Annotated in this window: 20 protein-coding genes; 14 read left to right on the top strand and 6 right to left on the bottom strand. The window is 71.4% G+C overall.

The annotated features are described in order from the left end of the window. Positions 1-27 precede the first annotated feature (27 nt). Positions 28-2253: a discoidin domain-containing protein gene (locus ABZU43_RS16425; protein WP_355007350.1), complete on the bottom strand. Its 2226-nt coding sequence runs from the start codon at positions 2251-2253 to the stop codon at positions 28-30. Between the two features lie 227 nt (positions 2254-2480). Further along, on the bottom strand, positions 2481-3680 hold the full coding sequence (locus tag ABZU43_RS16420) for an ROK family transcriptional regulator (protein ID WP_355007349.1): 1200 nt from the start codon (positions 3678-3680) through the stop codon (positions 2481-2483). 235 nt (positions 3681-3915) lie between these two features. Between ABZU43_RS16420 and ABZU43_RS16415 the strand changes: the two genes are divergently transcribed. From ABZU43_RS16415 to ABZU43_RS16400, 4 genes are all read left to right on the top strand, one after another. After that, positions 3916-5214: a sugar ABC transporter substrate-binding protein gene (locus ABZU43_RS16415; RefSeq protein ID WP_355007348.1), complete on the top strand. Its 1299-nt coding sequence runs from the start codon at positions 3916-3918 to the stop codon at positions 5212-5214. Positions 5215-5284: 70 nt separating this feature from the next. Continuing rightward, complete coding sequence (locus ABZU43_RS16410) at positions 5285-6277, top strand: sugar ABC transporter permease (protein WP_355007347.1); 993 nt, start codon at positions 5285-5287, stop codon at positions 6275-6277. Further along, a complete protein-coding gene (locus ABZU43_RS16405; RefSeq protein WP_355007346.1) occupies positions 6270-7109 on the top strand; it encodes a carbohydrate ABC transporter permease in 840 nt (279 codons plus the stop codon). Before ABZU43_RS16410 ends, ABZU43_RS16405 begins: the two co-directional genes overlap by 8 nt. 29 nt (positions 7110-7138) lie before the next feature. Next, positions 7139-8515 (top strand): GH1 family beta-glucosidase, encoded by a 1377-nt coding sequence (locus ABZU43_RS16400; protein WP_355007345.1) that lies wholly within the window; start codon positions 7139-7141, stop codon positions 8513-8515. 58 nt (positions 8516-8573) lie between these two features. Here ABZU43_RS16400 and ABZU43_RS16395 read toward each other — a convergent pair whose 3' ends face one another. After that, entirely contained in the window at positions 8574-9137 is a 564-nt protein-coding gene (locus ABZU43_RS16395) for a nucleotidyltransferase family protein (RefSeq protein ID WP_355007344.1), read from the bottom strand. A gap of 127 nt (positions 9138-9264) precedes the next feature. Between ABZU43_RS16395 and ABZU43_RS16390 the strand changes: the two genes are divergently transcribed. From ABZU43_RS16390 to ABZU43_RS16360, 7 genes are all read left to right on the top strand, one after another. Further along, positions 9265-9762 (top strand): 2Fe-2S iron-sulfur cluster-binding protein, encoded by a 498-nt coding sequence (locus ABZU43_RS16390; protein WP_355007577.1) that lies wholly within the window; start codon positions 9265-9267, stop codon positions 9760-9762. Beyond that, positions 9705-10742 carry a xanthine dehydrogenase family protein subunit M gene (locus ABZU43_RS16385; RefSeq protein WP_355007343.1) on the top strand — a complete coding sequence of 346 codons (1038 nt, stop codon included), beginning with the start codon at positions 9705-9707 and terminating at the stop codon, positions 10740-10742. The genes ABZU43_RS16390 and ABZU43_RS16385 overlap by 58 nt, the downstream gene beginning before the upstream one ends. Continuing rightward, the gene (locus ABZU43_RS16380) at positions 10739-12829 is read left to right on the top strand and encodes a xanthine dehydrogenase family protein molybdopterin-binding subunit (protein ID WP_355007342.1); all 2091 of its coding nucleotides are present in this window, start codon (positions 10739-10741) and stop codon (positions 12827-12829) included. Before ABZU43_RS16385 ends, ABZU43_RS16380 begins: the two co-directional genes overlap by 4 nt. Before the next feature lie 28 nt (positions 12830-12857). Continuing rightward, complete coding sequence (locus tag ABZU43_RS16375; protein WP_355007341.1) at positions 12858-13223, top strand: metalloregulator ArsR/SmtB family transcription factor; 366 nt, start codon at positions 12858-12860, stop codon at positions 13221-13223. Next, entirely contained in the window at positions 13223-13864 is a 642-nt protein-coding gene (locus ABZU43_RS16370) for an SRPBCC family protein (protein ID WP_355007340.1), read from the top strand. The genes ABZU43_RS16375 and ABZU43_RS16370 overlap by 1 nt, the downstream gene beginning before the upstream one ends. 59 nt (positions 13865-13923) lie before the next feature. Next, positions 13924-14433, top strand: coding sequence for an NUDIX domain-containing protein (locus ABZU43_RS16365; protein ID WP_355007339.1), 510 nt, complete (start codon positions 13924-13926; stop codon positions 14431-14433). Positions 14434-14545: 112 nt separating this feature from the next. After that, positions 14546-15355, top strand: a complete 810-nt coding sequence (locus tag ABZU43_RS16360; RefSeq protein ID WP_355007338.1) for an SAM-dependent methyltransferase — start codon at positions 14546-14548, stop codon at positions 15353-15355. Positions 15356-15404: 49 nt separating this feature from the next. Here the strand turns inward: ABZU43_RS16360 and ABZU43_RS16355 are convergent, their stop codons facing one another. The 3 genes from ABZU43_RS16355 to ABZU43_RS16345 form a co-directional block, all read right to left on the bottom strand. After that, the gene (locus ABZU43_RS16355) at positions 15405-17360 is read right to left on the bottom strand and encodes an ABC transporter ATP-binding protein (protein ID WP_355007576.1); all 1956 of its coding nucleotides are present in this window, start codon (positions 17358-17360) and stop codon (positions 15405-15407) included. Between the two features lie 75 nt (positions 17361-17435). After that, positions 17436-18881 (bottom strand): ATP-binding protein, encoded by a 1446-nt coding sequence (locus ABZU43_RS16350; RefSeq protein WP_355007337.1) that lies wholly within the window; start codon positions 18879-18881, stop codon positions 17436-17438. Positions 18882-18909: 28 nt separating this feature from the next. Next, positions 18910-20568 (bottom strand): FAD-dependent oxidoreductase, encoded by a 1659-nt coding sequence (locus tag ABZU43_RS16345; RefSeq protein WP_355007336.1) that lies wholly within the window; start codon positions 20566-20568, stop codon positions 18910-18912. Between the two features lie 151 nt (positions 20569-20719). On the opposite strand from ABZU43_RS16345, the gene ABZU43_RS16340 reads away from it, so the two are divergent. From ABZU43_RS16340 to ABZU43_RS16330, 3 genes are all read left to right on the top strand, one after another. Continuing rightward, positions 20720-22957 (top strand): hypothetical protein, encoded by a 2238-nt coding sequence (locus ABZU43_RS16340; RefSeq protein ID WP_355007335.1) that lies wholly within the window; start codon positions 20720-20722, stop codon positions 22955-22957. Between the two features lie 43 nt (positions 22958-23000). Further along, entirely contained in the window at positions 23001-23492 is a 492-nt protein-coding gene (smpB, locus tag ABZU43_RS16335) for an SsrA-binding protein SmpB (protein WP_355007334.1), read from the top strand. 139 nt (positions 23493-23631) lie between these two features. After that, entirely contained in the window at positions 23632-24024 is a 393-nt protein-coding gene (locus ABZU43_RS16330; protein WP_355007333.1) for an SCO5389 family protein, read from the top strand. Positions 24025-24128: the final 104 nt, after the last annotated feature.

Here is a 24128-nt window from a genome sequence, read left to right as displayed (position 1 = left end):
CGGACCGGCCCGGCGCGGGCGCCCCGGTCAGGGGTAGGTGGTCAGGTACACCGTCTGGTTGGCCGTGTTCGCGGTGCCACCGGCATTGTTGATCACCCGATTGATGGTGCCGACGCCACCGAGCGAGACGGTCACCATGTTGGTGAAGCGCACGTTCGGGTTGGTGGGCACCTCGAAGGACCGTTCCTCGACCACCGCCGGGTTGACGTTGAAGTAGCTGTAGCTACCCAGCCCGTACGCCTGGTGACTGGTCACCGAATCGGCGACCTTGTACGCGGCGTAACCCCGGGTCGACCCGTTCATCCAGGCCGCCTGGTTCGGCACGTCGTAGGGCAGCTCGTTCTGGTAGAAGTACGTCCGCCCGCCGTTGCCGTTCCAGACGGTCTGGTACTTCTGGTAGTGCTCGACGAAGAGGCCGTACATGGTGACGTTGTCGCCGTTGACGGTGAGCCCGGTGTCGGCGGTGTTCAGCGTCCACCCGGTCGGTACGCCGCTGGCGGCGTGGTCGGCCCGCCACAACCACATGTGGTCGCCGATCACGTTGTCGCTGTTGACCGTCAGCGTGTTGGTGGCCCTGCCGACGTGCGGCCCGCCGATGCGGAAGAACACGTCGTGCAGTGAGGTCGGGTTCGAGGCGTGGCTCGCGGACGAGCCGGACGGCCCGACCTCCATCAGCACCGGCGAGTTCGTGGTGCCTGCCTCGAACATGATGCCGGCCACCTTCACGCCGTCCACATCGGCCACCCGCATGCCCACCGTGCCGTTGTCGGCCTGGATGGTGGCCAGGCCGAGGCCGAGGATCACCGTGTCGGCCCGGTTGACCTGGATCGGCTCGGTGATCCGGTGCACGCCCGGGGTGAAGAGCAGGTGCTTGCCCTGGGCGAGGGCGGTGTTGATGGTGGCGGCGCTGGTGCCGGGCTGGACGACGAAGAACTGCGACAGCGACAGGGACGAGCCGGCCGGGGTCTTGTTGTACCAGCTGGTGCCGGTGGAGTTGGTGCGCAGCGCGGGCACGAAGACCCGGTACTCACCGCTTCCGGTCACGTACAGGAACGGCTTTTCCCGTACCTGCGGGGTCTGCGGGATCACCGTGTGCGACGGGTTGGGGAAGCTCGGCGCGGGAGCGCCGTTGACGCCCTGGAAGACCATGTTCCACACCGAACCGGTCCAGCCGTTGCCGAACTCGCTGTTGCGGGAGTACCACTGCTGCTGCGAGCCGGAGACGACGAGGCCGTCGATGCGGGTGTCGGCCAACAGGCCGCCGCTGGACCAGCCGTCGCCGCCGTTCCAGAGTTGGATCTGGTTCTGCGCGCCGCGCAGGTGCATCCGCCGGTACGGCGCCGCCTGGGACACCGCCCAGCGCTCCACGGTCTGCCCGGCGGGCAGGGTGACCGACAGATTCTCGGCGGCCCGCCAGAAGTTCTGGGTGGCGTTGCCGCCGAACCAGAACGCCTCGGCACGCACGTGGCCGTTGAGGTTGACGTCGTCGGGGCTCATGCCGAGGCCGGCGACCTGGGTGAAGAAGCCGAGGTTGACGTCGGCGGTGTAGGTGCCGGGCTTGAACAGCACCGCGTAGCGCTGCGGGCCGAACTGGTTGGTCTCCTGCTGGGTGAAGAGGGTGTTCAGTCGGCTCTGGATGGTCGACGTCGGGGTGCTCGGGTCGAAGACGAAGGTGTTCGCGCCGAGGTTCGGGTTGTACGGGTCGGTGGGCGTCACCGGGGGTTCGTTGGTGCCGCCGCCGGTCTCGCCGTAGACCTGGAACTCCCAGAGCGAGTAGCCGTAGCCGGTGCCCCGGGCGGTGCCGTACATGCGGACGTAGCGGCCGGCGCCGGAGACGGTGAGGTTCTGGGTGCCGCCGGTGCCGGTGGTGGTCGAGTAGATCGTGGTCCAGGTGGACCCGTTGTCGGAGGTCTGGAGCTGGAAGGCCCGGCCGTAGGCGCCCTCCCAGAGCAGGTTGACCTGGGTGATGGTGGCGCGGGCGCCCAGGTCGACCTGGAGCCACTGCGGGTCGCTGAACGCGCTGGACCAACGGCTGCCGGTGTTGCCGTCGACAGCGGCGGCGGCGGGGGTTCCGCCGTTCTCGGTGGACGAGGCGGTGGCCGTACGGCCCTGGGACAGCAGGACGGGGGCGGCCTGCGCGGGTGCGGTGGCTCCGGTCGGCGTGAGCGCCGCGACCAGGGCCACGGTGAGCCCGACGAGCAGGTGGCGCACGACCCGGGGACGCGGGCGTACGGATGTAGCACGAGATGTCATGACATCGCCTGTCGATAGGGGGTTACGGGTTGCCGCACGGATGGGATCGGACTCGCCCGTGACGCCGTGGATGGTGCCGCCGACGCGGTGCCGCGGGGAGGAGAGCGCTCTCGTAGGAGTGTTGCGGCGAGATTGCGGCGGCGTCAAGACATCGATCTATAACTTCGTTATTTATCCCGAGGATTCTTTTTGGGTAATTTGCCGTCGGCCTGCGGAGTCGTGCTCCGTCAGCGTCGGACGCCACCCTCGGTGAGGAAGCGGGCGATCGGGAGGGTTGCCGCGCCCAACGCCACCGCGTCCACCCCGAGCCGGCACAGCTCGATCGACGCCTGCTCGTACGGCTGGCGCAGCGCCTGCCGACCGGCAGCCTCCCGCACGGCCGGCAGCAGGTCACCGAGAGCCATCGCCGCCCAGCCGCCGAGCACCACGCGCTCCGGGTTGAACAGGTTGATCAGGTTCGCCACCCCGGCACCGAGGTAACCCGCGGTGTCCTCCAGGACCCGTCGGGCGGTGGCCGAGGTCTCGGCGGCGGCGACCAGCGCGGCGATCTGAGACTCCTCGTCCTCGCCCGGCACCTGTCGGCCCCGGCGCGCCTCGCGGTAGCGGTCGATGATCGCCTCGGCCCCCACGTACGCCTCCAGGCAACCGCGCGCGCCGCACCGGCAGACCCGTCCGCCGTACACCAGGGTGGTGTGCCCCCACTCCCCCGCGCTGCTGGACGCGCCCCGGTAGGTGGCGCCGTTGGTCACCACCGACGCGCCGACACCGGAGCCGACCAGCGCGAAGACGGCGTGCCGGGCGCCCCGGCCGGCACCGAACCACATCTCGGCCTGGCCCAGGGTCTTCGCGCCGTTGTCGATGTGCAGCGGCAGGTCGGTGCCGGCGCCGATCAGCCGCTCCAGCGGCACCCGGTCCCAGCCGAGGGCCTGGGCGTGCACGACGGCCTCGGCGCCCTGCTCGACCACGCCGGAGACGCCGATGCCGACGCCGAGCACGTCGCCGGGGGTCACCCCGGCCTGGCCGGTGACCGCGTCGATGCCGGCCAGCACGTGCCCGGCCACCAGGTCGGGCTCGGTACGGGCCGGGTCGAGCGGGTACTCGATGCTGGCCAGCAGGGTCATCGCGAAGTCGAACAGCTCCACCCGGACCCGGGTCTCGCCGACGTCCACGCCGATCACGAAGGCGAAGCGGGGCGCGATGCGCAGCAACATGCTGGGCCGGCCGCCGTCGGACTCGGCGGCGCCGGCCTCGGCGACCAGCCCTTCGTCGATCATGTCGGCCACCACGTTGCTGACCGCGGGCTGGCTCAGCCCGGTGCTGCGCACCAGGTCCTGCCGGGTGAGCAGGCCGTCCAGGAAGAGCTTGGTCAGCAGGGCGGACCGGTTGCGCAACCGCACGCTGCGGTTGGTGGCACGCGCCAGCTCCACTCGTCACCTCGTTCCCGTCGGCCGTTCGAGGCGACTGTAACCGCCTCGTGCTTGACGACCCACCTGCCAGCAACTTTAATGACGACATAAATTAAGCCGTGATGTAACTCCCGGGAAACGCCGACGGACCCCGACGGCGCACCCCCGAACCCTGTCCGCAGCCGGCCCCCGTCGCCCGACCCCTATCGGTGACGAAGGCCGGCGGACCCCCACCACGCACCGGAAGGGCTGACCCGTGTCGAGACGACACCTCGGGATATTCACCGCCGCCGTACTGGCGGCCGCATCGCTGACCGCCTGCGGAGGCTCCGGCGACGACTCCGCCGCATCGCCCAAGACGCTCACCTACTGGGCCAGCAACCAGGGCGCCAGCCTGGAGGCCGACAAGACCATCCTCCAGCCGGAGTTGGACAAGTTCGAGAAGCAGACCGGGATCAAGGTCACCGTCGAGGTGGTCCCCTGGTCGGATCTGCTCAACCGCCTGCTGGCCGCCGCCGCCTCCGGCAAGGGCCCGGACGTGGTCAACATCGGCAACACCTGGTCGGCGTCGTTGCAGGCCACCGGCGCGCTGGTCGAGTTCGACGACGCCGCCCTGCAGGCCGTCGGCGGCAAGGACCGCATCGTGCCCGCCGCGCTCGCCGCCGCCGGCGCCCCGGGCAAGCCGCCGGCCGCCGTGCCGCTCTACAGCATGGCGTACAGCCTGTACTACAACAAGAAGTCGTTCGCCGACGCCGGCATCACCGCGCCGCCCACCACCTGGGAGCAGGTCGTCGAGTACGGCAAGAAGCTGAGCACCGGCGGCAAGTGGGGCCTGGCGATCGAGGGCGCCAACCCGTCGGAGAACGCCCACCACGCGTTCACCTTCAGCCAGCAGTACGGCGGCGAGTGGTTCGACTCGGCGGGCAAGCCGACCTTCGACACCCCGCAGAACGTGTCGGCGATCAAGCGGTACATCGACTTCATGGCCGCCGACAAGATCACCAACCCGAGCAACGCCGAGTACGCGCAGAACCAGTCGGTCTCCGACTTCGCCAACGGCAAGGCCGCCATGCTGCTGTGGCAGTCCGCCGGGTCGAACCTGAAGACGCAGAACATGCCCGCCGACGCGTACGGGGTGGCCCCGGTGCCGTTCCTGGCCAGCCCGCCGGCCGGCGGCAAGAAGGTCAACAGCATGGTCGCCGGGATCAACATGGCGGTCTTCAAGCACACCAAGAACAAGGACGGCGCGCTGAGCTTCGTCAAGTTCATGACCAGCGACGAGGAGCAGACGCTCCTCAACAAGACGTACGGTTCGCTGCCGGCGGTGAAGACCGCGGCCTCCGACCCGGCGTTCAGCGCGACGGAGCAGAAGACCATCCAGGAGACCCTGGTCACGACCGCGGCCCCGCTGCCGCAGGTGCCCGATGAGAGCACCTTCGAGACCCTGGTCGGCACCGCGATGAAGGAGTTGTTCGCCGACGCGGCCAGCGGCAAGCCGGTCACCGAGGCTTCGGTGAAGGCCAAGCTGACCGACGCGCAGCAGAAGATGCGCTGACCGAGGCGTGACCGGTGGCCGTGGTCGGGTGCTGAACCCGACCACGGCCACCGCCTCCGAGAGGACCCTGATGGCAACCAGCACCACCGCGCCGGACGCCGACCGACGCGAACCCCGGGCCGGGTCGCCGGCCCGGAAGCCGGCCCGCCGGCCCCGCGGCCCCCGCCGCTCACTTCTGCCGTACCTGCTGCTCGCACCGGCCGTCGTGCTGGAACTCGCCATCCACGTGATCCCGATGGTCGTCGGGGTCTGGATGAGCCTGCTGGAGCTGACCCAGTTCCACATCCGCGACTGGTCCACCGCGCCCTTCATCGGGCTGGAGAACTACCGGGCGACGCTCGACCTGAACAGCGCCGCCGGCAAGGAACTGCTGCACTCGTTCTGGGTCACCCTGGCCTACAGCCTGCTCTCGGTCGGGTTCGCCTGGCTGCTCGGCATCTCGGCGGCGGTCGTCCTGCAACGGCCGTTCCGTGGACGCGCGATCCTGCGGGCGCTGTTCCTCACCCCGTACGCGCTGCCGGTCTACGCCGCCGTGATCACCTGGAGCTTCCTGCTGCAACGCGACACCGGCCTGGTCAACCACGTGCTCGTGGACCAGCTCGGGCTGATGAACGAACGGCCGTTCTGGTTGATCGGCGACAACAGCTTCTGGTCGCTGCTGGTGGTGTCGGTCTGGCGTAACTGGCCGTTCGCGTTCCTGTGCCTGATGGCCGGGTTGCAGAACGTGCCCGGTGAGCTGTACGAGGCCGCCGCGATCGACGGCGCCGGGTTCTGGCGCCGACTGCGCTCGGTCACCCTGCCGATGCTGCGGCCGGTCAACCTGGTGCTGCTGCTTGTGCTGTTCCTGTGGACGTTCAACGACTTCAACACCCCGTTCGTGCTGTTCGGCGGCTCCGCGCCGGAGCAGGCCGACCTGATCTCCATCCACATCTACCGCAGCTCCTTCAAGACCTGGGACTTCGGCTCCGGGTCGGCGATGTCGGTGGCGCTGCTGCTGTTCCTGCTGGTCGTCTCGGCCGCGTACCTGCTGATCACCAACCGTCGGAGGGACGACCATGCGTGAGACCGCCGGCGAGCGCTGGGGCCGGCGCATCGTGCTGACCCTGCTCACCCTCTTCGTCGTCATCCCGCTCTACGTGATGGTCACCTCGGCGGCGAAGCCGTTGCAGGACGTGCAGAACGGCTTCACCTGGTGGCCCAGCCGGCCCACCCTGCAACCGTTCATCGACATGTGGAGCACCGTGCCGCTGGCCCGGTACCTGGTGAACAGCCTGGTGGTGTCGAGCGTCGCGGCGGTCTGCTCGGTGGCGATCGCCATCTTCGCCGCGTTCGCGGTGAGCCGCTACCGGTTCCGCGGTCGCGGTGTCTTCTCGGTGACCGTGCTGTCCACGCAGATGTTCCCCGGCATCCTGTTCCTGCTGCCGCTGTTCCTCATCTACGTCAACCTGGGCAACGCCACCGGCATCGAGCTGTACGCCAGTCGCACCGGCCTGGTCATCACGTACCTGACCTTCTCGTTGCCGTTCTCGATCTGGATGCTGGTCGGCTACTTCGACTCGATCCCCCGGGGTCTGGACGAGGCGGCGCAGGTCGACGGCGCCGGTCCGCTGCGCACCCTGTTCCAGGTCATCCTGCCGGCCGCCGTGCCCGGCGTGGTCGCGGTCACCGTGTACGCGTTCATGACCGCGTGGGGTGAGGTGCTCTTCGCCTCGGTGATGACCGACGAGGGCAGCCGCACCCTGGCCGTCGGCCTGCAGGGCTACTCCACCCAGTTCAACGTCTACTGGAACCAGATCATGGCCGCCTCGCTGGTGGTCAGCATCCCGGTCGTCGTCGGGTTCCTGGCCCTGCAGCGCTACTTCGTCGCCGGCCTCACCGCCGGTGCGGTCAAGTGAGTCATCCAACCCCAGAGGAGAACCGACCCGTGCCCGACCTGTCCAAGCTGCCACCCGACTTCCTCTGGGGTGTCGCCACGGCGGCGTACCAGATCGAGGGGGCCGTCGACGTCGACGGCCGGGCACCGTCCATCTGGGACACCTTCTCGGCGACCCCCGGCACTGTCGACAACGGCGACACCGGCGCGGTGGCGTGCGACCACTACCACCGGTGGCCGGAGGACCTGGCGCTGCTGCGCCGACTCGGCGTGGACGCGTACCGTTTCTCGGTGGCCTGGCCCCGGGTCATGCCCGACGGCGTCGGGCGGGTCAACGCCGCCGGGCTGGACTTCTACGACCGGCTCGTCGACACGCTGCTCACCGACGGGATCCGACCGTTCGTCACGCTCTACCACTGGGATCTGCCGCAGGTTCTGCAGGACTCCGGCGGCTGGCCGGAGCGGGCCACCGCCGAGGCGTTCGCCGACTACGCGGCGGTGGTCGCCGGCCGCCTCGGTGACCGGGTGGCCGACTGGTGCACCGTCAACGAGCCGCTCTGCGTGTGCTGGATCGGGCACCTGGAGGGCAACATGGCCCCCGGCGAGCGCGACCTCACCCGCGCCGTGCACGCCTCGCACCACGTGCTGCTCGGGCACGGCCTGGCCACCCAGGCGATCCGCGCCAACGCCGCCCGGCCGGCCTCGGTGGGCCTGGTTGTCAACCTCAGCCCGATCGAGGCGGCGACCGACCGACCCGAGGACGTCGCGGCGGCCCGGCGGGCCGACGGGCACGTCAACAGGTGGTGGCTGGACCCCATCCACGGGCGCGGCTACCCCGCCGACATGATCGCCACGTACGGGGTCGAGCCGCCGGTACGCGGCGACGACCTGGCGGTGATCGCCACGCCGACGGACTTCCTCGGGGTGAACTACTACTTCCGTCAGCTGGTGGTCGACGATCCGACAGGTCCGGCGCCGTTCGCGAAGCAGGTGCCGGTGCCCGGCTCGGTGGAGACCGCGATGGGCTGGGAGATGTACCCGGCGGGCCTGGAGCGGCTGCTCGTCGACGTGCACGAGGAGTACCAGCCGGGCCGGATCATCGTCACCGAGAGCGGCTCGGCGTGGCCGGACGAGGTCACCCCGGACGGCACTGTCGAGGACAAGGAACGCACCGACCACCTGGAGCAGCACCTGGCCGCGTGCGCGTCGGCGGTGGCCCGAGGGGTCCCCCTGGACGGCTACTTCGTCTGGTCGCTGCTTGACAACTTCGAGTGGGCGTACGGCTACGACAAGCGCTTCGGGCTGGTGCACGTCGACTACGCCACCCAGCGCCGGACGGTGAAGGCCAGCGGTCTGCGCTACGCCGAGGTGATCCGCGCACACCAGCGGCTCGACCGCACCACCGGAACCGCGACGCCGGTGGCCTGAACGGGGGCGGTGCGAGCGGCCGCCCGGGGTCTCGACCCCGGGCGGCCGTTTGCATCGATCAGATCCGGCGCAGGTCGGCCGGGGTGTCCACGTCGGCCGGGGAGCCGACGTCGTCACAGGGCACCTCCACCACCAGGTCCGGCCGGTCGCGCAGCAGGTCGCGCGCTCCCCGGTCGCCGACGGCGTACCCGCTCAACAGCGGCCAGGTCTCCCGGCCCAGCAGGATCGGGTGCCCGGGTCGGCCGGCGTAGGTGGCGACCGCGACGAGGGCGCCGCCGTTGTAGGCCGCGCGCACCCGGCGCACCGCGACCGGGCTGAGCAGTGGCTGGTCGACGAGGACCACGACGGCGGCCGGCACGGCGGCCGGCAGCGAGGCCAGACCTCGCAGCAGCGACGAGCCCAGCCCGTCCGCCCAGCGATCGTGCCGGACCGGCACCGCGCCGGGCAGGTCGGGCACCTGATCGGCGCCCGCACCGAGCACCACGTGCACGGGTGCGCAGCCGCCATCGCCGAGCAGCCGGATCGCGCGCCGCACCAGCGGCTCGCCGTCCAGCTCGACCAGCGCCTTCGGCCGGCCGTAGCGCCGCCCGGCGCCAGCGGCGAGCAGCAGTCCGGCGGTCACCGTCGTCACCTCCCGTACGAAGGGGCTTTGCGTTATTCGCCCCGAGATATACCGACAAAGCTAGTCTGGGCCGGTGCAGGGCGGACCGGAGAACGCGACGACGATCGACGAGCGCCACTCGTCCCGGGTGACGGTCGAGGTCAACGGCGCGTCCCGTGAGGTGACCCTGGACAACCGCACCACACTGCTCGACACGCTGCGCGAGCACCTCGACCTGACCGGGGCGAAGAAGGGCTGCGACCACGGCCAGTGCGGCTCCTGCACGGTGCTGCTCGACGGCCGGCGGGTGAAGAGCTGCCTGGTCTTCGCGGTGACGGTGGACGGCCGGTCGGTGGTGACCGTCGAAGGGCTGGCCGGGCCGGACGAGTTGTCCCCGTTGCAGGCCGCCTTCGTCGCGCACGACGCCTTCCAGTGCGGCTACTGCACTCCCGGGCAGCTCTGCTCCGCGCGGGGCATGCTCGACGAGGTCTCCCGGGGTTGGCCCAGCGCGGTCACCGGCGACCTGAACACGCCCGCCGAGCTGACCGACGCGGAGATCCGCGAGCGGATGGCCGGCAACCTGTGCCGATGCGCCGCGTACCCGCACATCGTGGCGGCCGTACGCGAGACGGCGGCGTCCTCGTGAAGGCGTTCCGCTACCACCGGCCCGCCGACGTGGCCGAGGCTGTCGCCGTGCTGGCGGCCGAACCACAGGCCGCCTACCTGGGCGGCGGAACCAACCTGGTGGACCTCATGAAGCTCGGGGTGCAGCGCCCCGACGTGCTGGTGGACGTGACCCGGCTTCCACTCGACACCGTCGAGGAACTGCCCGACGGTGGGCTGCGGATCGGCGCGACGGTCCGTAACAGCGACCTCGCGGCCCACCCGGTGGTACGCCGCGACTACCCGGTGCTGGCCCGCGCCCTGCTCGCCGCCGCCTCCGGACAGCTGCGCAACATGGCCACCACCGGCGGCAATCTGTTGCAGCGCACCCGCTGCGTCTACTTCCAGGACACCGGCAAGGCGTGCAACAAACGGGAGCCGGGCAGCGGTTGCGCCGCTCTGCACGGCCAGAACCGCGACCTGGCGGTGTTGGACTGGTCGGAGCAGTGCGTGGCCACCCACCCGTCCGACCTGGCCGTCGCGTTGGCCGCCCTCGACACAGTGGTGGAGGTGCACGAGGCCGACGGCCCCCGTGACATCCAGATCGCCGACTTCTACCGCTCCCCCGGCAGCCACCCGGAACGGGAGACCACTGTGGCCCGGGGCGCGCTGATCACCGCCGTGCGACTGCCGCCCCTACCGGCCGCGCGCCGCTCGACGTACCTCAAGGTGCGCGACCGGGCCTCGTTCGCCTTCGCCGCCGGCTCGGTGGCCGCGGTGCTGGACCTCGACGGGGACGTGGTCCGCGACGTGCGACTGGCGTACGGGGCGGTGGCGCACCGGCCGTGGCGGGCGTACCGGGCCGAGGAGGAGCTGCGCGGACGCCCGTTCAGCCCCGAGTTGGCGGCACGGGCCGCCGACGCGGAGCTGGCCGAGGCGCGTCCGCTACGGCACAACGGCTTCAAGCTGCCGCTGACCCGGGCCATCACCGTGCGGGCGCTCACCGAACTGGCGTCGTCGTGAGCACCGGGGCGGTCGGCCGGGCGTACCCCCGGCTGGAGGGCCCGGCGAAGGTCACCGGCGCGGCCCGCTACGCGGTGGAGTACCCGGTGGACGGGGTCACCTACGGCTGGGCGGTGCCATCGACAGTGGTGCGGGGCCGGATCACCCGGATCGACACGACGGAGGCGTTGGCCTCGCCCGGCGTGCTGGCCGTGGTGCACCACGGCAACGCGCCCCGGATGGCGCCCGGCCCACAGCCGGAGCTGCGGCTGTTGCAGGAGCCGACTGTGCACTACCGGGGGCAGTACGTCGCCGTGGTGGTGGCCACCAGCCTGGAGGCGGCCCGCGAGGGCGCCCGACTGGTCCGCATCGACTACGACACCGGCCCGCACAGCACCGTGCTCACCGACGACCATCCCGGCCTGTACAAGCCGGACCAGGTGAACCCCAGCTATCCCACGGACACCGCCGAGGGCGACTTCGACGCCGGGTACGCGGCCGCCCCGGTGCGGGTGGACGTCACCTACCGCACGCCGGCGTACCACAACAACCCGATGGAACCGCACGCCACCATCGCGCAGTGGCACGACGGGCGGCTCCTGGTGCACGACTCCACCCAGGGCGCGACGCCGGTACGCGCCACCCTCGCCGAGCTGTTCGAGCTGCCGCCGGAGTCGATCCGCGTCGTCGCCGAGCACGTCGGCGGCGGCTTCGGCAGCAAGGGATACGCCAAGGCGTCGGTGGTGCTGGCCGCCCTCGCCGCCCGGCACGTGGACCGCCCGGTCAAGCTGGCGTTGACCCGCCAGCAACTGTTCGGGCCGCTCGGCTACCGCACCCCCACCATCCAGCGGGTCCGCCTCGCCGCCGACACCGACGGCCGACTCACCGCCATCTGCCACGACGCGATCAGCCAGACCTCCACGATCAGGGAGTTCGCCGAGCAGACCGCCGTCTACACCCGCAGCATGTACGCCGCACCGCACCGCCGCACCACCCACCGGCTGGTCCGCCTCGACGTGCCCACTCCGTTCTGGATGCGCGCCCCGGGCGAGTGCCCCGGCGCGTACGCCCTGGAGTCCGCGGTGGACGAGCTGGCCATCGCGGTCGGCATCGACCCGGTGGAGCTGCGTATCCGCAACGACACCGCTGTCGACCCCGACCAGGGACGCCCGTTCACCAGTCGCAATCTGGTGGCCTGCCTGCGTGAGGGTGCAGAGCGGTTCGGCTGGGCCGGCCGTGATCCGTCGCCCCGGTCCCGGCGCGAGGGGCGGTGGCTGATCGGGACGGGGGTGGCCGGATCGAGCTACCCGGCCCGGGCCCGGCCTTCCTCGGCGACGGCCACCGCTCGGCCCGACGGGAGCTTCCTGGTCCAGATCAACGCCACCGACATCGGCACCGGCGCCCGGACGGCGATCTGGCAGGTGGCCGCCGACGCCCTCGCAGTGCCGCCGGAACGGGTGGAGATCCGCATCGGGGACACCGCGCTGCCGACGGCACCGCTGGCCGGCGGCTCGATGGGGACCGCCAGCTGGAGCTGGGCGGTGATACGCGCGGCCCAGGCGCTGCGCGAGAAGCTGCGCGACGGCGGGCCGCCGACCGACGAGGTGACCGCCGAGGCGGACACCACCGAGGAGGTGGGTGAGCAGCCCGCGCTCCCCCGGTACGCCTACGGGGCGCAGTTCGTCGAGGTGCGGGCCGACGCGGACACCGGCGAGGTACGGCTGAACCGGATGCTCGGGGTGTTCGCGGCGGGGCGGGTGGTGAACCCGACGACGGCCCGCAGTCAGCTCATCGGCGGCATGACGATGGGGCTGTCGATGGCGCTGCACGAGGAGGGCCTGCTCGACGAGCGCTACGGCGACTGGGTCAACCACGACCTGGCCACCTACCACATCACCGGCTGCGCCGACGTCGAGTCGATCGAGGCGTACTGGCTGGACGAGCGGGACGACGAGCTGAACCCGGCCGGGGTGAAGGGCATCGGCGAGATCGGCATCGTGGGCGCCGCGGCGGCGGTCGCCAACGCCGTGCACCATGCGACCGGCGTACGGATCCGGGAGCTGCCGATCCGGCTGGACAAGCTCGTCGGAGTATCAGACCTGGCTTAAATAAGCCGTCAGTGATACAACTGTCGTCGTGCACGCCTTCGACGTGCTGGGCGATCCGGTCCGGCGCCGCATCCTGGAACTGCTCGCCGCTGGCGAGCAGACCGCCGGCGCGGTCAGCACTGTCATCCGCGAGGAGTTCGGCATCTCCCAGCCCGCCGTGTCCCAGCACCTCAAGGTGTTACGCGACAGCGGCTTCGCCACCGTGCGGCCGGAGGGCACCCGGCGGCTCTACGCGGTCGACCCACGCCCACTGCGCGAGGTCGACGGCTGGCTGGAGCACTTCCGCCGGTTCTGGACCCCGCCCCTGGCGGCACTCGCCACCGAGCTGGCCCGGGGCCGACGCGAGCGTCGGCTGCGCGGCCCCGCCGACCCACCCGACGAGAGGAACACCTGATGTTCGACGCCACCGAGCAGATCAACGCCGCCCAGCGCAAGGTCGGCAGCCGCACCCTGGAAGCCGGCGAGGCGCGGGTCACCACGATCAGCCAGACCTACCAGGCGACGGCCGAGGATCTGTGGGACGCCTGCACCAGCGCGGAGCGCATCCCGCGCTGGTTCCTGCCGATCTCCGGCGACCTGCGGCTCGGCGGCACGTACCAGCTCCAGGGCAACGCCCACGGCACCGTCGAGAGCTGCGAGCCGCCGCACCGCTTCACCGCCACCTGGGAGATGGGCGGCGAGGTGAGCTGGATCGAGGTGCGGGTCACAGCGGTCGGCGACGAGCGGGCCCGCCTCGACCTGGACCACATCGCGCACGTCGACCAGGACCGGTGGGCCCAGTTCGGACCGGGCGCGGTCGGTGTCGGGTGGGACCTCGGGCTGCTCGGCCTCGCCTCGCACCTGGCCGCCGACGGCAGCGGGATCACGCCGGAACAGGGCGCCGAGTGGACCGCCTCCGCCGAGGGACGACGGGCCATGGAGCTGAGCAGTCAACTGTGGTGCGAAGCGAGTATCGCCGCCGGCACCGACGCCGACGAGGCGAAGGCCGCCGCCGAACGCACGACCGCCTTCTACACGGGCGAACCGGCAGCCTGAGCGCGCGGCGAGGCGGCGGCGCGGCAGCCTGAGCAGCGATCGGAGTAACGTGCTGCGGCATGACCGGCACGCCGTACTCGCACTGCTCCCACTGCGGCGCCGCCTACCCGCCGGCCGTCGGATGGCCGCGAGTCTGCGCGGCCTGCGGCGAGACCGTCTGGCGCAACCCACTGCCGGTGGCGGTAGCGGTGCTGCCGGTCCGCACCGCCGAGGGCCTGGGAGTGGTGGTGGTCCGCCGGGACATCGAACCCGCCCGCGGCCTGCTCGCGCTGCCCGGCGGCTTCATCGAGTACGGCGAGGAGTGGTCCGACGCGCTCGTGCGGGAGCTTCGGGAGGAGACCGGCCTGATCGCGGCGGCCGGGGACGCCCGCCTGTTCGCTGTGCACGGCTCACCGACGGGCGGCACGATGATGGTCTTCGGAGTGCTGCCCGAGCGGGCGGCCGAGGACCTGCCACCGTCGGCGCCGACCGAGGAGGCGACCGAGTGGCTGGTGCTCACCGACCCGGTCGAGCTGGCGTTCTCCACCCACACGCGGATCCTGGCTGAGTTCCTGACACCCACCTCCTGACCCCGCGCTCGGCCAGGGGACAAGGGCTTCGTCGATCCGCAGGACCATGCGGGCGCCGCCGCGCCGCTAGGCTACGGCCCCGACGCCGTACGGCTGGTGAGGGGAGACGACCATGTCGCAGGATCGAGCTGAGCAGCCGGTGGGAGGTTCGGCCGCCAAGCTGGACACGACAGCGCCCCACTCGGCACGGGTGTGGAACTACTGGCTCGGCGGTAAGGACAACTTCGCCCCGGATCGCGAGGTCGGTGAACAGGTACGGGCGGTCTTCCCGGAAATCGTCGAGGCGGCACGGTATTCGCGCGCGTTTCTCAGACGAGCGGTGACCTATCTCGCCGCGGAGGCGGGGGTAGGCCAGTTCCTCGACGTCGGTACGGGCCTGCCCACTGCCGACAACACCCACGAGGTCGCCCAACGGATCACGCCGCGGGCGCGCGTCGTCTACGTCGACAACGACCCGATGGTTCTCGCGCACGCCCGGGTGTTGCTGAGCAGCAGCCAGGAGGGTGCCACCCAGTATGTCGACGCCGATCTGCGCGACCCGGAGAAGATCGTCCAGGACGCCCGCGAAACACTCGACTTCAATGAGCCGATCGCACTGATGATGCTGGGCGTCATGGGCCACGTCGAGAAGCCGGCCGAGGCGCAGGCCATCGTCACCGCTCTGGTCTCGTCCCTACCATCGGGCAGCTTTCTGGCGATGTCCGACGGTACGGCTACCAGCGAGCGGGTCATCGAGTCGCATCGGCAGTACAACGAAAGCGGTGCTCTGCCGTACCACCTGCGTGCGGTCGCGGACTTCACCGCGTTCTTCGACGGCCTCGACCTCGTCGAGCCGGGTGTCGTGCCGCTGGGGCACTGGCGGACTGACAGCAGGCCCGCGGCCGTGGTGGATGGCTACTGCGGGGTCGCCCGCGTGCTCTGACGCGGGGACTGCCAGGCCGATCCGCACGGCTGGGCTCCGCGCAGTCTGGTCAGCGGGTGTCGGCGGGACGGCGTCCGTCGACCCCGGTCAGGTAACCGCTGGCCTGCAGGTTGAACAGCTCGCGGTAGAGGCCACCGGCGGTCATGAGCTCATCGTGACTGCCGTGCTGAACGAGTCGACCCCGTTCCAGCACAAAGATCCGGTCGGCGTGCCGGACGTTCGCCAGCCGGTGGGTGATCAGCACGACCGCCCGGTCGGGGCGACGGCCCAGGTGCTGGAACAGGGCATGTTCGGCACGCGCGTCCAGGGCGGCCGAGGGTTCGTCGCAGATCAGCAGGGCGGCGTCCCGGTAGAGGCCGCGAGCCGCGACGAGCCGCTGCCACTGCCCGCCGGACAGCTCGTGGCCGTCCTTGAACTCCCGGTCGAGCAACGTGTCGTAGCCGTGCGGCAGGCCAACGATCATGTCGTGTGCGGCGGCCGCGCGGGCCGCCTCCTGCACACTCGGACCGGACCGGTCCGGCGGGCGGTCGTGCCGGCCGACGCGGATGTTCTGCCCAGCGGTGAACGGAAACTTCCACCACTCCTGGGTCATCACGGCCACCTGGGCGCCCAGGGCACGCGGGTCCAACTCGGCGGCGTCGACGCCGTCCCAGCGGATCACCCCGCCGGTCGGCTGGTAGAGGCCAGCGATCAGTTTGGCCAGGGTGGTCTTGCCCGAGCCGTTCTCGCCGACCAGCGCGATCACCTCGCCCCGGCGGACGGTGAGGCTGACCCGGTCCACCGCCGGTGCGTCGGTGTCGGGGTAGCGCAGGCTCACGTCGTCCACTTCGATCACGTCCACGCCGTCGGCCACCCGACTGCCTCCGACCGGCACCCGGGCCCGGGCGCGGGCCAGGAAGTCCTGGTAGTCCTGGTAGTAGAGGGCGTCCTCGTACAGTGAGTTGGTGGCGACGACCGCCACGCCCAGGCTGGTCCGCGCGGACTGCAACGCGAGCAGGGCGGTGGCCGCGGCGGCGAGGGCGACCATCCCACTGAGCAGCAGACCACCGAGGACCGCGTACACGCCGAACGTGGCCAGCCCCGCCACCGTGGCACCGACCACCCGGGTGCCGGTCTGCGAGCGGACCAGCCGCAGCTGGGCACGGGTCTCGACGGCCATCACGCCGCGGTACTCGGCGAGCAGGAAGTCGCGCATCTGGTAGGCGCGCACCTCGGCGGCCGTGTGCCGGTTGGCCATCAGGTGGGCGAGCATCCACATCCGGCGGCGCCGGGTGATCCGGGCCAGCATCGCCAGGTACTCCCGGCGGGCCATCCGCACCGCCGTGATCGCCTGGGGCACCGCGGCGAGCAGCAGGCAGGGCAGCAGCAGCGGCTGGATGACGGTCACCGCCACGGCGGTGGCGAGCATGCCGACCACGCCGGTGACCAGGTTGACGGTGTGGTCGACGATCCACGCCGCCTCGCCCATCCCCCGGTCGCGGGCGCGGTCCATCTCCTCGGCGAAGCCGGCGTCGTCGAACGCGGCCAGGTCCACCGCCGTGGTGGCCTCGAACAGACGTAACTCCACCTGGTAGTTGATCTGGGGGGTCAGCCGGGCCTGGGCCCAACCGGCCGCGATGGTCAGGCCGCCGCGCGCCGACACCGCCGCCGCGGCCACGATCAGCGCCGGCAGGGCCGAGCGGACCCGGTCCGGGGTGGGGCCGGCGGCGAACAACTCGCGCAGCACGCTCGTCGTGGCGAGCAGGCCGAACGTGGTCATCACCCCGGCGGCGATGTTCAGGCCGATGGAGGCGACGGTGTCGCGCTGGTTTGTGGACCAGGCCAGGCCGACCGCTTCCCGGACCAGCCGGGGCAGCCGCCGGGCCACCGCCCAGAAGCTGGTGTGTGCGAACTCCTGCGCGTGGTGGAGCCAGTCCCGATCCTCCAGCTCCGGCAGCACTGAGCTGTCGCCGGGCGGGTCGATCGGCTGGTCGTCGTCCTCAGCAGCGGTGCGCTGGCGGGCCATCGACTCCACGGACCCTCCTCCGGACGGGGATCACAAACGCCGCCCGAGACTACTGCCCGCGACCACCTGCTGTCTCTAGGTAATCGGCGCGTCGCGGGGCTCGTCCGTGATCGGCAGCAGGACCCGGAAGGTGGTGCGGCCCGGCTCGGTCTCCACCCGGATGTCGCCGTGGTGCTTGTGCACCACGATCCGGTACGAGATGTCCAGCCCCAGACCGGTGCCCGCGCCGACCGGCTTGGTGGTGAAGAACGGCTCAAAGATGCGCGGACGCACCTCTGGCGGGATGCCCGGCCCGGTGTCGGTGATCTCCACCGCCAACTGGTCACCGATCCGTCCGGTGCGGACGGTCAGCACACCCTTGTCCCCCATCGCGCCCAACGCGTTGTCGATCAGGTTGGTCCACACCTGATTCAGCTCGGCCGCGTACGCCGGGACCGGTGGGAGGTTCCGGTCGTACTCGCGGGCCAGTTTGACCTCGGCGGGGATCTTGCCCTTGAACATCACCAGCGTCGCGTCGAGCAGGTCGTGCACGTCCACCACCCGGTGCGGCGCGCGGTCCAGCTGCGAATACTGCTTGGCGGCGTCCACGAGCCCGGAGATCCGGGTGACAGCGTCGCCGATCTCCCGCATCAGCAGCTCGGTGTCGACCGTGTAGGTGAGCCAGCGCACCGCCGCCTCCAGGTCCGCGGCACCGACCGCGGCCTTCACCTGCGCCAACCAGGCAGCGTCGAGCCCACCGCCGACCAGGATCGGCGCCAGGTCCCAGGCCCCGCCGACGCCGTGGTCCTCCAGCCAGTCGGTGAGGGTGTCCTCGGCGTCGGCCGTGGCCATCGGGGTCAGCTTCGGCGCGGTGGCCACCCGGGCAACCGCCTCCTCCTGCAACCCGACGAGGCCGTGCAGCGCCCTGCCGTCGAGCCGGCCGTCGGCGACCATGGCGAGCTTGTGCCGCATCCCGGCGACCCGGTCCCGCAGCACAGAGGTGGCCCGCACCGCCGCCGCCGCCGGGTTGTTCAGCTCGTGGGTCAGCCCCGCCGACAGCGAACCGAGGGCCAACAGCCGCTCCCGTTCGCCGACGATGGCCTGGCTGTCCCGCAGGCCGAGGAACAGCCCCTCCAACAGGTGCATGGGCATCGGGAACCAGGACCGCAGGGCGTACGCGAAGTCCTCCGCCGGCAGCACGAAGAAGTCCGAGTCGACCACCGCCCGCATCGTGTTGCGGTAGATCTGGTCGACCTGGTCACCCAGGTAAGCCTGGACCGCCCCGCCGTACACGCCGCGCTGGTCGGTGCGGCTGACCTCGACGTCGTCGCCGCGCACCTGGCGGCTCAGCGCCACCGCGCCGCGCACCAGCACGAAGAAGCAGGTCGCGGGCTCGCCTTCGCCGTAGACGAGGGTGCCGCCGGCACGCTGCTCGACCCGGCCGCGTTCGGCCAGCCACTCGAGTCGCCCCTCGTCGAGCGCCTCGAACAGGAACAGGGTGCGCAACTGCGCCGGTGTCAGCCGGTCAGACTCGATGGTCACAGGGACTCCTTCGCTCGCAAAAGCCGGCTCACTGGGCCTCCAGGTAGCGGTGCACCAACGACACCGCCATCGCGCCCTCGCCGACGGCCGAAGCGACCCGCTTGACCGACTCGGCCCGCACGTCCCCGGCGGCGAACACGCCCGGCACGCTGGTCTCCAGGTGGTACGGGTCGCGCGACAACGACCAACCGGCCGGCCGCCGCCCCCCGGCGAGCAGATCCGGACCGGTCACGATGAAACCACGGCCGTCGCGGACCAGTACCCCGTCCAGCCAGTCGGTGCGGGGCTCCGCGCCGATGAAGATGAACAGCCAGGAGGTGTCGACCGAGCGGGCCTCCCCGGTGCGGGTGTCGCACAGGGTGAGCCGCTCCAGGTGGTCCTCCCCCGCCCCACCGACCACTGCGGTGTACGGGTGCACGGTGATCCGGTCGATCCGTTCCAGCTGGTCGATCAGGTAACGCGACATCGAGGCGGTCAGGTCCGCACCACGGATGAGCAGGTGCACCCTCGACGCGTACCGGGAGAAGTGGACGGCAGCCTGGCCGGCGGAGTTGGCCCCGCCGACGATGTAGACGTCCTGCTCGACGCAGCTCGGCGCCTCGGTGGCGGCGGCGCCGTAGAACACCCCCCGCCCGGTGAAGTCGGCCAGCCCAGGGGCGTCGAGCACCCGGTACGACACGCCGGTGGCCAGCACCACTGTGTGCGCGGCGATCTCGGTGCCGTCGCCGAAACGCAGCAGTCGGGCACCGCCGGCCTCGCTGAGACCGACCACCTCCCGGGCGCTGAGCAGCTCGGCGCCGAACTTGACCGCCTGCCGTCGGGCCCGATCGGTCAACTGCGCGCCGGAGACACCGTCCGGGAAGCCCAGGTAGTTCTCGATGCGGCTGCTCTGCCCGGCCTGACCGCCGGTCGCCCGTCGCTCCACCAGCACGGTGCGCAGCCCCTCCGACGCTCCGTACACCGCGGAACCGAGACCGGCGGGGCCGCCGCCGATCACCACCAGGTCGTAGAAGTCACACGCCGGCACCACGGTCAACCCGGCCAGCGCGGCCAACTCGGCCTCGCTCGGGGCGACCAACGCCTTGCCCTCCGGCGTCACCACCAGCGGCACGTCCGCCTCGGTGGCCCCGGCCGCGTCGAGCAACCGGACGCCCTCCGGATCGTCGGACAACAGCCACCGGTACGGCACCAGGTTGCGGGCCAGGAAGTCGCGGACCTTGAACGACGGCGCCGACCAGCGGTGACCGACGACCCGGATCTCCGCGCTGGCCGCGTCCGGAGTGACCGCCCACGCCTCCAGCAGCCCGTCAACCACCGGATACAGCTTCTCCTCCGGCGGGTGCCAGGGCTTGAGCAGGTAGTGGTCCAGGTCGACCACGTTGATGGCCTCGATCGCGGCGTCGGTGTCCGCGTACGCGGTGAGCAGCACCCGGCGGGCCGCCGGGAAGATGTCCATCGCCGCTTCCAGGAACTCGACGCCGGTCATCTCCGGCATCCGGTGGTCGGCCAGCAGCAGCGCCACCTGTTCGCCGCGCAGTTTGACCTCGCGCAGCGCGTCCAGCGCCTCCGGCCCGGAGGACGCCCGCAACACCCGGTAACGGTCGCCGTAGCGACGCCGGATGTCTCGGGCCACCGCCCGGGACACCACGGGGTCGTCGTCGACGGTCAGGATCACCGGGTTCGCCATGGCGCCATGAAATCACCTGTCGAGGGTCGACCGCACCATCGCCGAGGCCCGGCCCACGGTTGACCGCCCCGCAGACGGGTAAGCCGGGGAGCCGCGCGGGTGGCCGGACATCGACGACCCGCCCGGTTGCTGCGCACACCTCGGGGGGCCCATGGCCGACGCGACACCGACCGGACCGCCGACAGCGGGCGGGATCGTGGAGCTGCGGGTGCACGGTGTCTCCGGCGCGGGCGCGGACCAGGTGTTGGACCGGCCGTACGTGCACCAGGTCGCCGGGGACCGCAGCGGAGGTTTCTACCGACCGCGCCCCGGCTATCCGGACTCCACCGGGACGGACGGGGTGACGCTGGAGGCGTACCGCTGGAGTGACCTGCCGTCCGGCACGGCCGTGCGGACGCTGTCGCTGGTCTTCCTGCTGCCGTTCATGCTCTGCAACGTGGCGCTGTGGATGCGCCCGGCGAACACCGTCTCGAAGCGCGGCTTCATGGCGCTGTGCCGGGTGCTCGCCCTCACCCTCACCATGCTCTACGTGCTCTCCATCGTCGGGGTGGCGCTTGACCTGATCGCGTGGCGCTGCATGGGCACCCCGTCGTGCCTGGCCGGTCGGACCTGGCTGTCCTGGCTCGGCGGGCGTCCGACCGGGCTGCGCCTGGGTGTGCTGGCGCTCGTGCCGGTCGCCGCCATCGGGCTCCTCTGGTGGTTAGGCGCTCGCCCGGGCCATTCGTTCGACGCGTTCCGGACGCCGTCGACTCCGACGTCGAAACACCAGTTGAGCGCCGTCGGCCAGTGGGACGGTGAGCCGCTGGTGGGTCGACTGCGCTCGGTGCACGTCGCGGCGGCGTTCGCCACGCTGAGCGGCAGCCTGCTGGCCGCGCGAGCCAGCCAGCACCGCTCGTGGGTGATGGTGATCCTGCTGACGGCCACCGGGTTGGTCCTGCTGAGCTGCCTGGTCCTGGTCACGGTGGTGCGGAGCATCGACCGCACCGACCCGTCACCCCGGGTGGACGGGGTCTTCCGCGGGCTGCGCACCATCGCCTGCGGCGTGACGATGCTGGTGATCGTGCACGTCGTCATAAGCCCGGCGCCGTGGCCGCAAGGGGGTGCGCTGCCCGGTTACGGCGCGATCGTGGCCTGGCTGTTCGTCAGCCAGACGGTGCTGGTGGTCGCGCTCGCCGTGCTGGTGATCTGGCGGCGGGGTGGCGGGCAGCGCGGGTCACCCATCCGCGCGTTGGGAGCGCCGGTCTTCATGACGATCTCGGCCGGGCTCGCCGTGGCGTTCTCGGCCGAGCTGGTCTACCGGGTGGCGGACCTGCTCGACCGCAACGGGACGACCGCTGACGGCCTGGAGACCAGCCCTCCGCTGGCGTACAAATGGGCGATCTTCGGGTTTTTCCTGGCCGTGGTGACCGCCCTGCTGGTGGCTGCCCTGCTCACCAGGATGACCCGGCGCGGGCGGCGGCGGGCCGCGCGGGCGATCGTGGCCGCCGACTTCCCGGACGCGCCGCCGCACGCGGCGGCCCGGCTGCGGCGGGTCGAGCAGGCGGTGGCCCGCGCCCGCTTCACCGAACGGTTGGAGCCGCTCTCCGTGGTGTACGCCGGCCTGGCGGCGCTCGGCCTGGCCACCAGCGTGCTCGGCCTGCTCCAACTCCTACCCGGGGACGTGGCGCAGCGCTACGTCGGAGTGCCCGAGGGCATGGTCAACTTCCTGATCGGGTCCGGTAGCTACGTGATCGCCGCGATCCTGCTCGGCCTGGTGGTGGGCGGCATCTTCGCGTACCGGACACCGCAGTTCCGTCGGTACGTGGGGGTGCTCTGGGATCTGGGCACCTTCTGGCCCCGCGCGGCACACCCGTTCGCGCCGCCCTGCTACGCCGAGCGGGCCGTGCCGGAGTTGGCCAAGCGGATCACCTACCTGGTGGAACAGGGGCAGGGCGTGCTGCTGGCCGGACACAGCCACGGCTCGGTACTGCTCGCCGCCGCGGTCCTGCAACTGCCCACCCGGATCACCGACCGGGTCGCCCTGCTCACCTACGGATCACCGCTGGGCCGGCTCTACTCCCGGCTCTTCCCGGCGTACGCCGACGACCCGGCGCTGCGGGAGATCGGCGAACGGGTCGGCTGGCGCTGGATCAACCTGTGGCGCGACACCGACCCGATCGGCGGATGGATCTTCGCCTCCCACCGTCCCGGGGAGGCCGAGACGCTGACCGGTCCGCCGGCGACGGTGGACCGGCGGTTGACCGACCCGCAGGACGTGGTGCCGGCACCCAGCGACAGCGTTCCGCCACCGATCCTCGGACACTGGCCGTGCGAGTCGCAGGAGGCGTTCGGGGACGCGGTGCGGGACCTCACCGCGCGACTACGCCCCGCGCGCCCGGCACCCGACTGAGCCGGCCGGTACGACTGCTCCGACGGCCGGATATCGTCGCCTGGTGACCCCGTCCAAGCCACCCACCCGCCGGTTGATCGCCTCCAACAAGAAGGCCCGGCACGAGTACACCGTGCTGCGCACGTACGAGGCGGGCATCGTGCTGGTCGGCACCGAGGTCAAGTCGCTACGCGAGGGGCGGGCCTCGCTGGTGGACGCGTTCGCGCACGAGCGCGACGGCGAGATCGTGCTGTACGGCCTCCACATCGCCGAGTACGCCTACGGCACGTGGACCAACCACGCCCCGCGCCGCAACCGCAAGCTGCTGCTGCACCGCGCCGAGATCGACCGGATCCTGGACAAGGTCCGCGAGGGCGGGGTGACCCTCGTTCCGCTGTCGATGTACTTCGAGAACGGCTTCGCCAAGGTCGAACTGGCCCTCGCCAAGGGCAAGCGCTCCTACGACAAGCGGCAGACGCTGGCCGAGCGCGACGCCAACCGGGAGATCGCCCGCGAACTGGGCCGGCACCTCAAGGGCCACCCCCGCCGGCCCTGACGCCGCCGCTCGTCCCAGGACATGGGGTGGGTCGCGGCGTGGCGCGCCGGGCCATCGTTGACGTCCTGCGAGAGACGTGGTCTGCTCAGTCGGCGCCGTTGTTGAAAACGGTAATCATTAGCTGTAACGGAGGAGAACCATGTCGCTCACTGTCCCGCCCGCACTGCTGGACGCCGCCGAACGCGGCCCTATCGACGACGAGGCGTTCATCGCCTGCGTCCGTGACTCGCTGCCGTACGCCTGGGCCACCGTCAGCCGGGTGGTCGCCGAACTGGAGGCCGGCGACGACGACCTGGCCGACAACGTCGTTCCGCCGCCCACCGACGCCGACCGGGGTCAACTGCTCCGCGCACTGGCCAGCGACGCCATCCGCAGTGGCCTGGAGCGACACTTCGGCGTACGCCTGGCCTTCCAGAACTGCCACCGCGTCGCCGCGTTCCGCCCATCGGCCGTCGACGGCGAGCGCTACCGCCGCTTCGTGTCGACCCGCGGCCAACTGCTCAACCAGTCCCCCGAACTCCGCAACTGCTGACCGCCGTGGCGGGGGGGGGGCCCCCCGGCCCCCCCCCCCCCCGCCCCCCCCCCCCCCCCCCCCCCCCCCCCCCCCCCCCCAAAAACACCCCAAAATAAAGAGAT

This window comes from Micromonospora sp. NPDC005205 (genome assembly GCF_040608275.1).
Taxonomy (GTDB): domain Bacteria; phylum Actinomycetota; class Actinomycetes; order Mycobacteriales; family Micromonosporaceae; genus Micromonospora.
The sequence above is the reverse complement of the archived record's forward strand: the minus strand, read 5'-3'. Positions and strand labels throughout refer to the sequence as shown.

Coding starts and splice junctions, on each gene's coding strand:
- ABZU43_RS16425 (WP_355007350.1), bottom strand. CDS start 2,253: ATGACATCTCGTGCTACATCCGTACGCCCGCGTCCCCGGGTCGTGCGC.
- ABZU43_RS16410 (WP_355007347.1), top strand. CDS start 5,285: ATGGCAACCAGCACCACCGCGCCGGACGCCGACCGACGCGAACCCCGG.
- ABZU43_RS16405 (WP_355007346.1), top strand. CDS start 6,270: ATGCGTGAGACCGCCGGCGAGCGCTGGGGCCGGCGCATCGTGCTGACC.
- ABZU43_RS16385 (WP_355007343.1), top strand. CDS start 9,705: ATGCGCCGCGTACCCGCACATCGTGGCGGCCGTACGCGAGACGGCGGC.
- ABZU43_RS16370 (WP_355007340.1), top strand. CDS start 13,223: ATGTTCGACGCCACCGAGCAGATCAACGCCGCCCAGCGCAAGGTCGGC.
- ABZU43_RS16365 (WP_355007339.1), top strand. CDS start 13,924: ATGACCGGCACGCCGTACTCGCACTGCTCCCACTGCGGCGCCGCCTAC.
- ABZU43_RS16360 (WP_355007338.1), top strand. CDS start 14,546: ATGTCGCAGGATCGAGCTGAGCAGCCGGTGGGAGGTTCGGCCGCCAAG.
- ABZU43_RS16355 (WP_355007576.1), bottom strand. CDS start 17,360: ATGGCCCGCCAGCGCACCGCTGCTGAGGACGACGACCAGCCGATCGAC.
- ABZU43_RS16345 (WP_355007336.1), bottom strand. CDS start 20,568: ATGGCGAACCCGGTGATCCTGACCGTCGACGACGACCCCGTGGTGTCC.
- ABZU43_RS16340 (WP_355007335.1), top strand. CDS start 20,720: ATGGCCGACGCGACACCGACCGGACCGCCGACAGCGGGCGGGATCGTG.
- ABZU43_RS16330 (WP_355007333.1), top strand. CDS start 23,632: ATGTCGCTCACTGTCCCGCCCGCACTGCTGGACGCCGCCGAACGCGGC.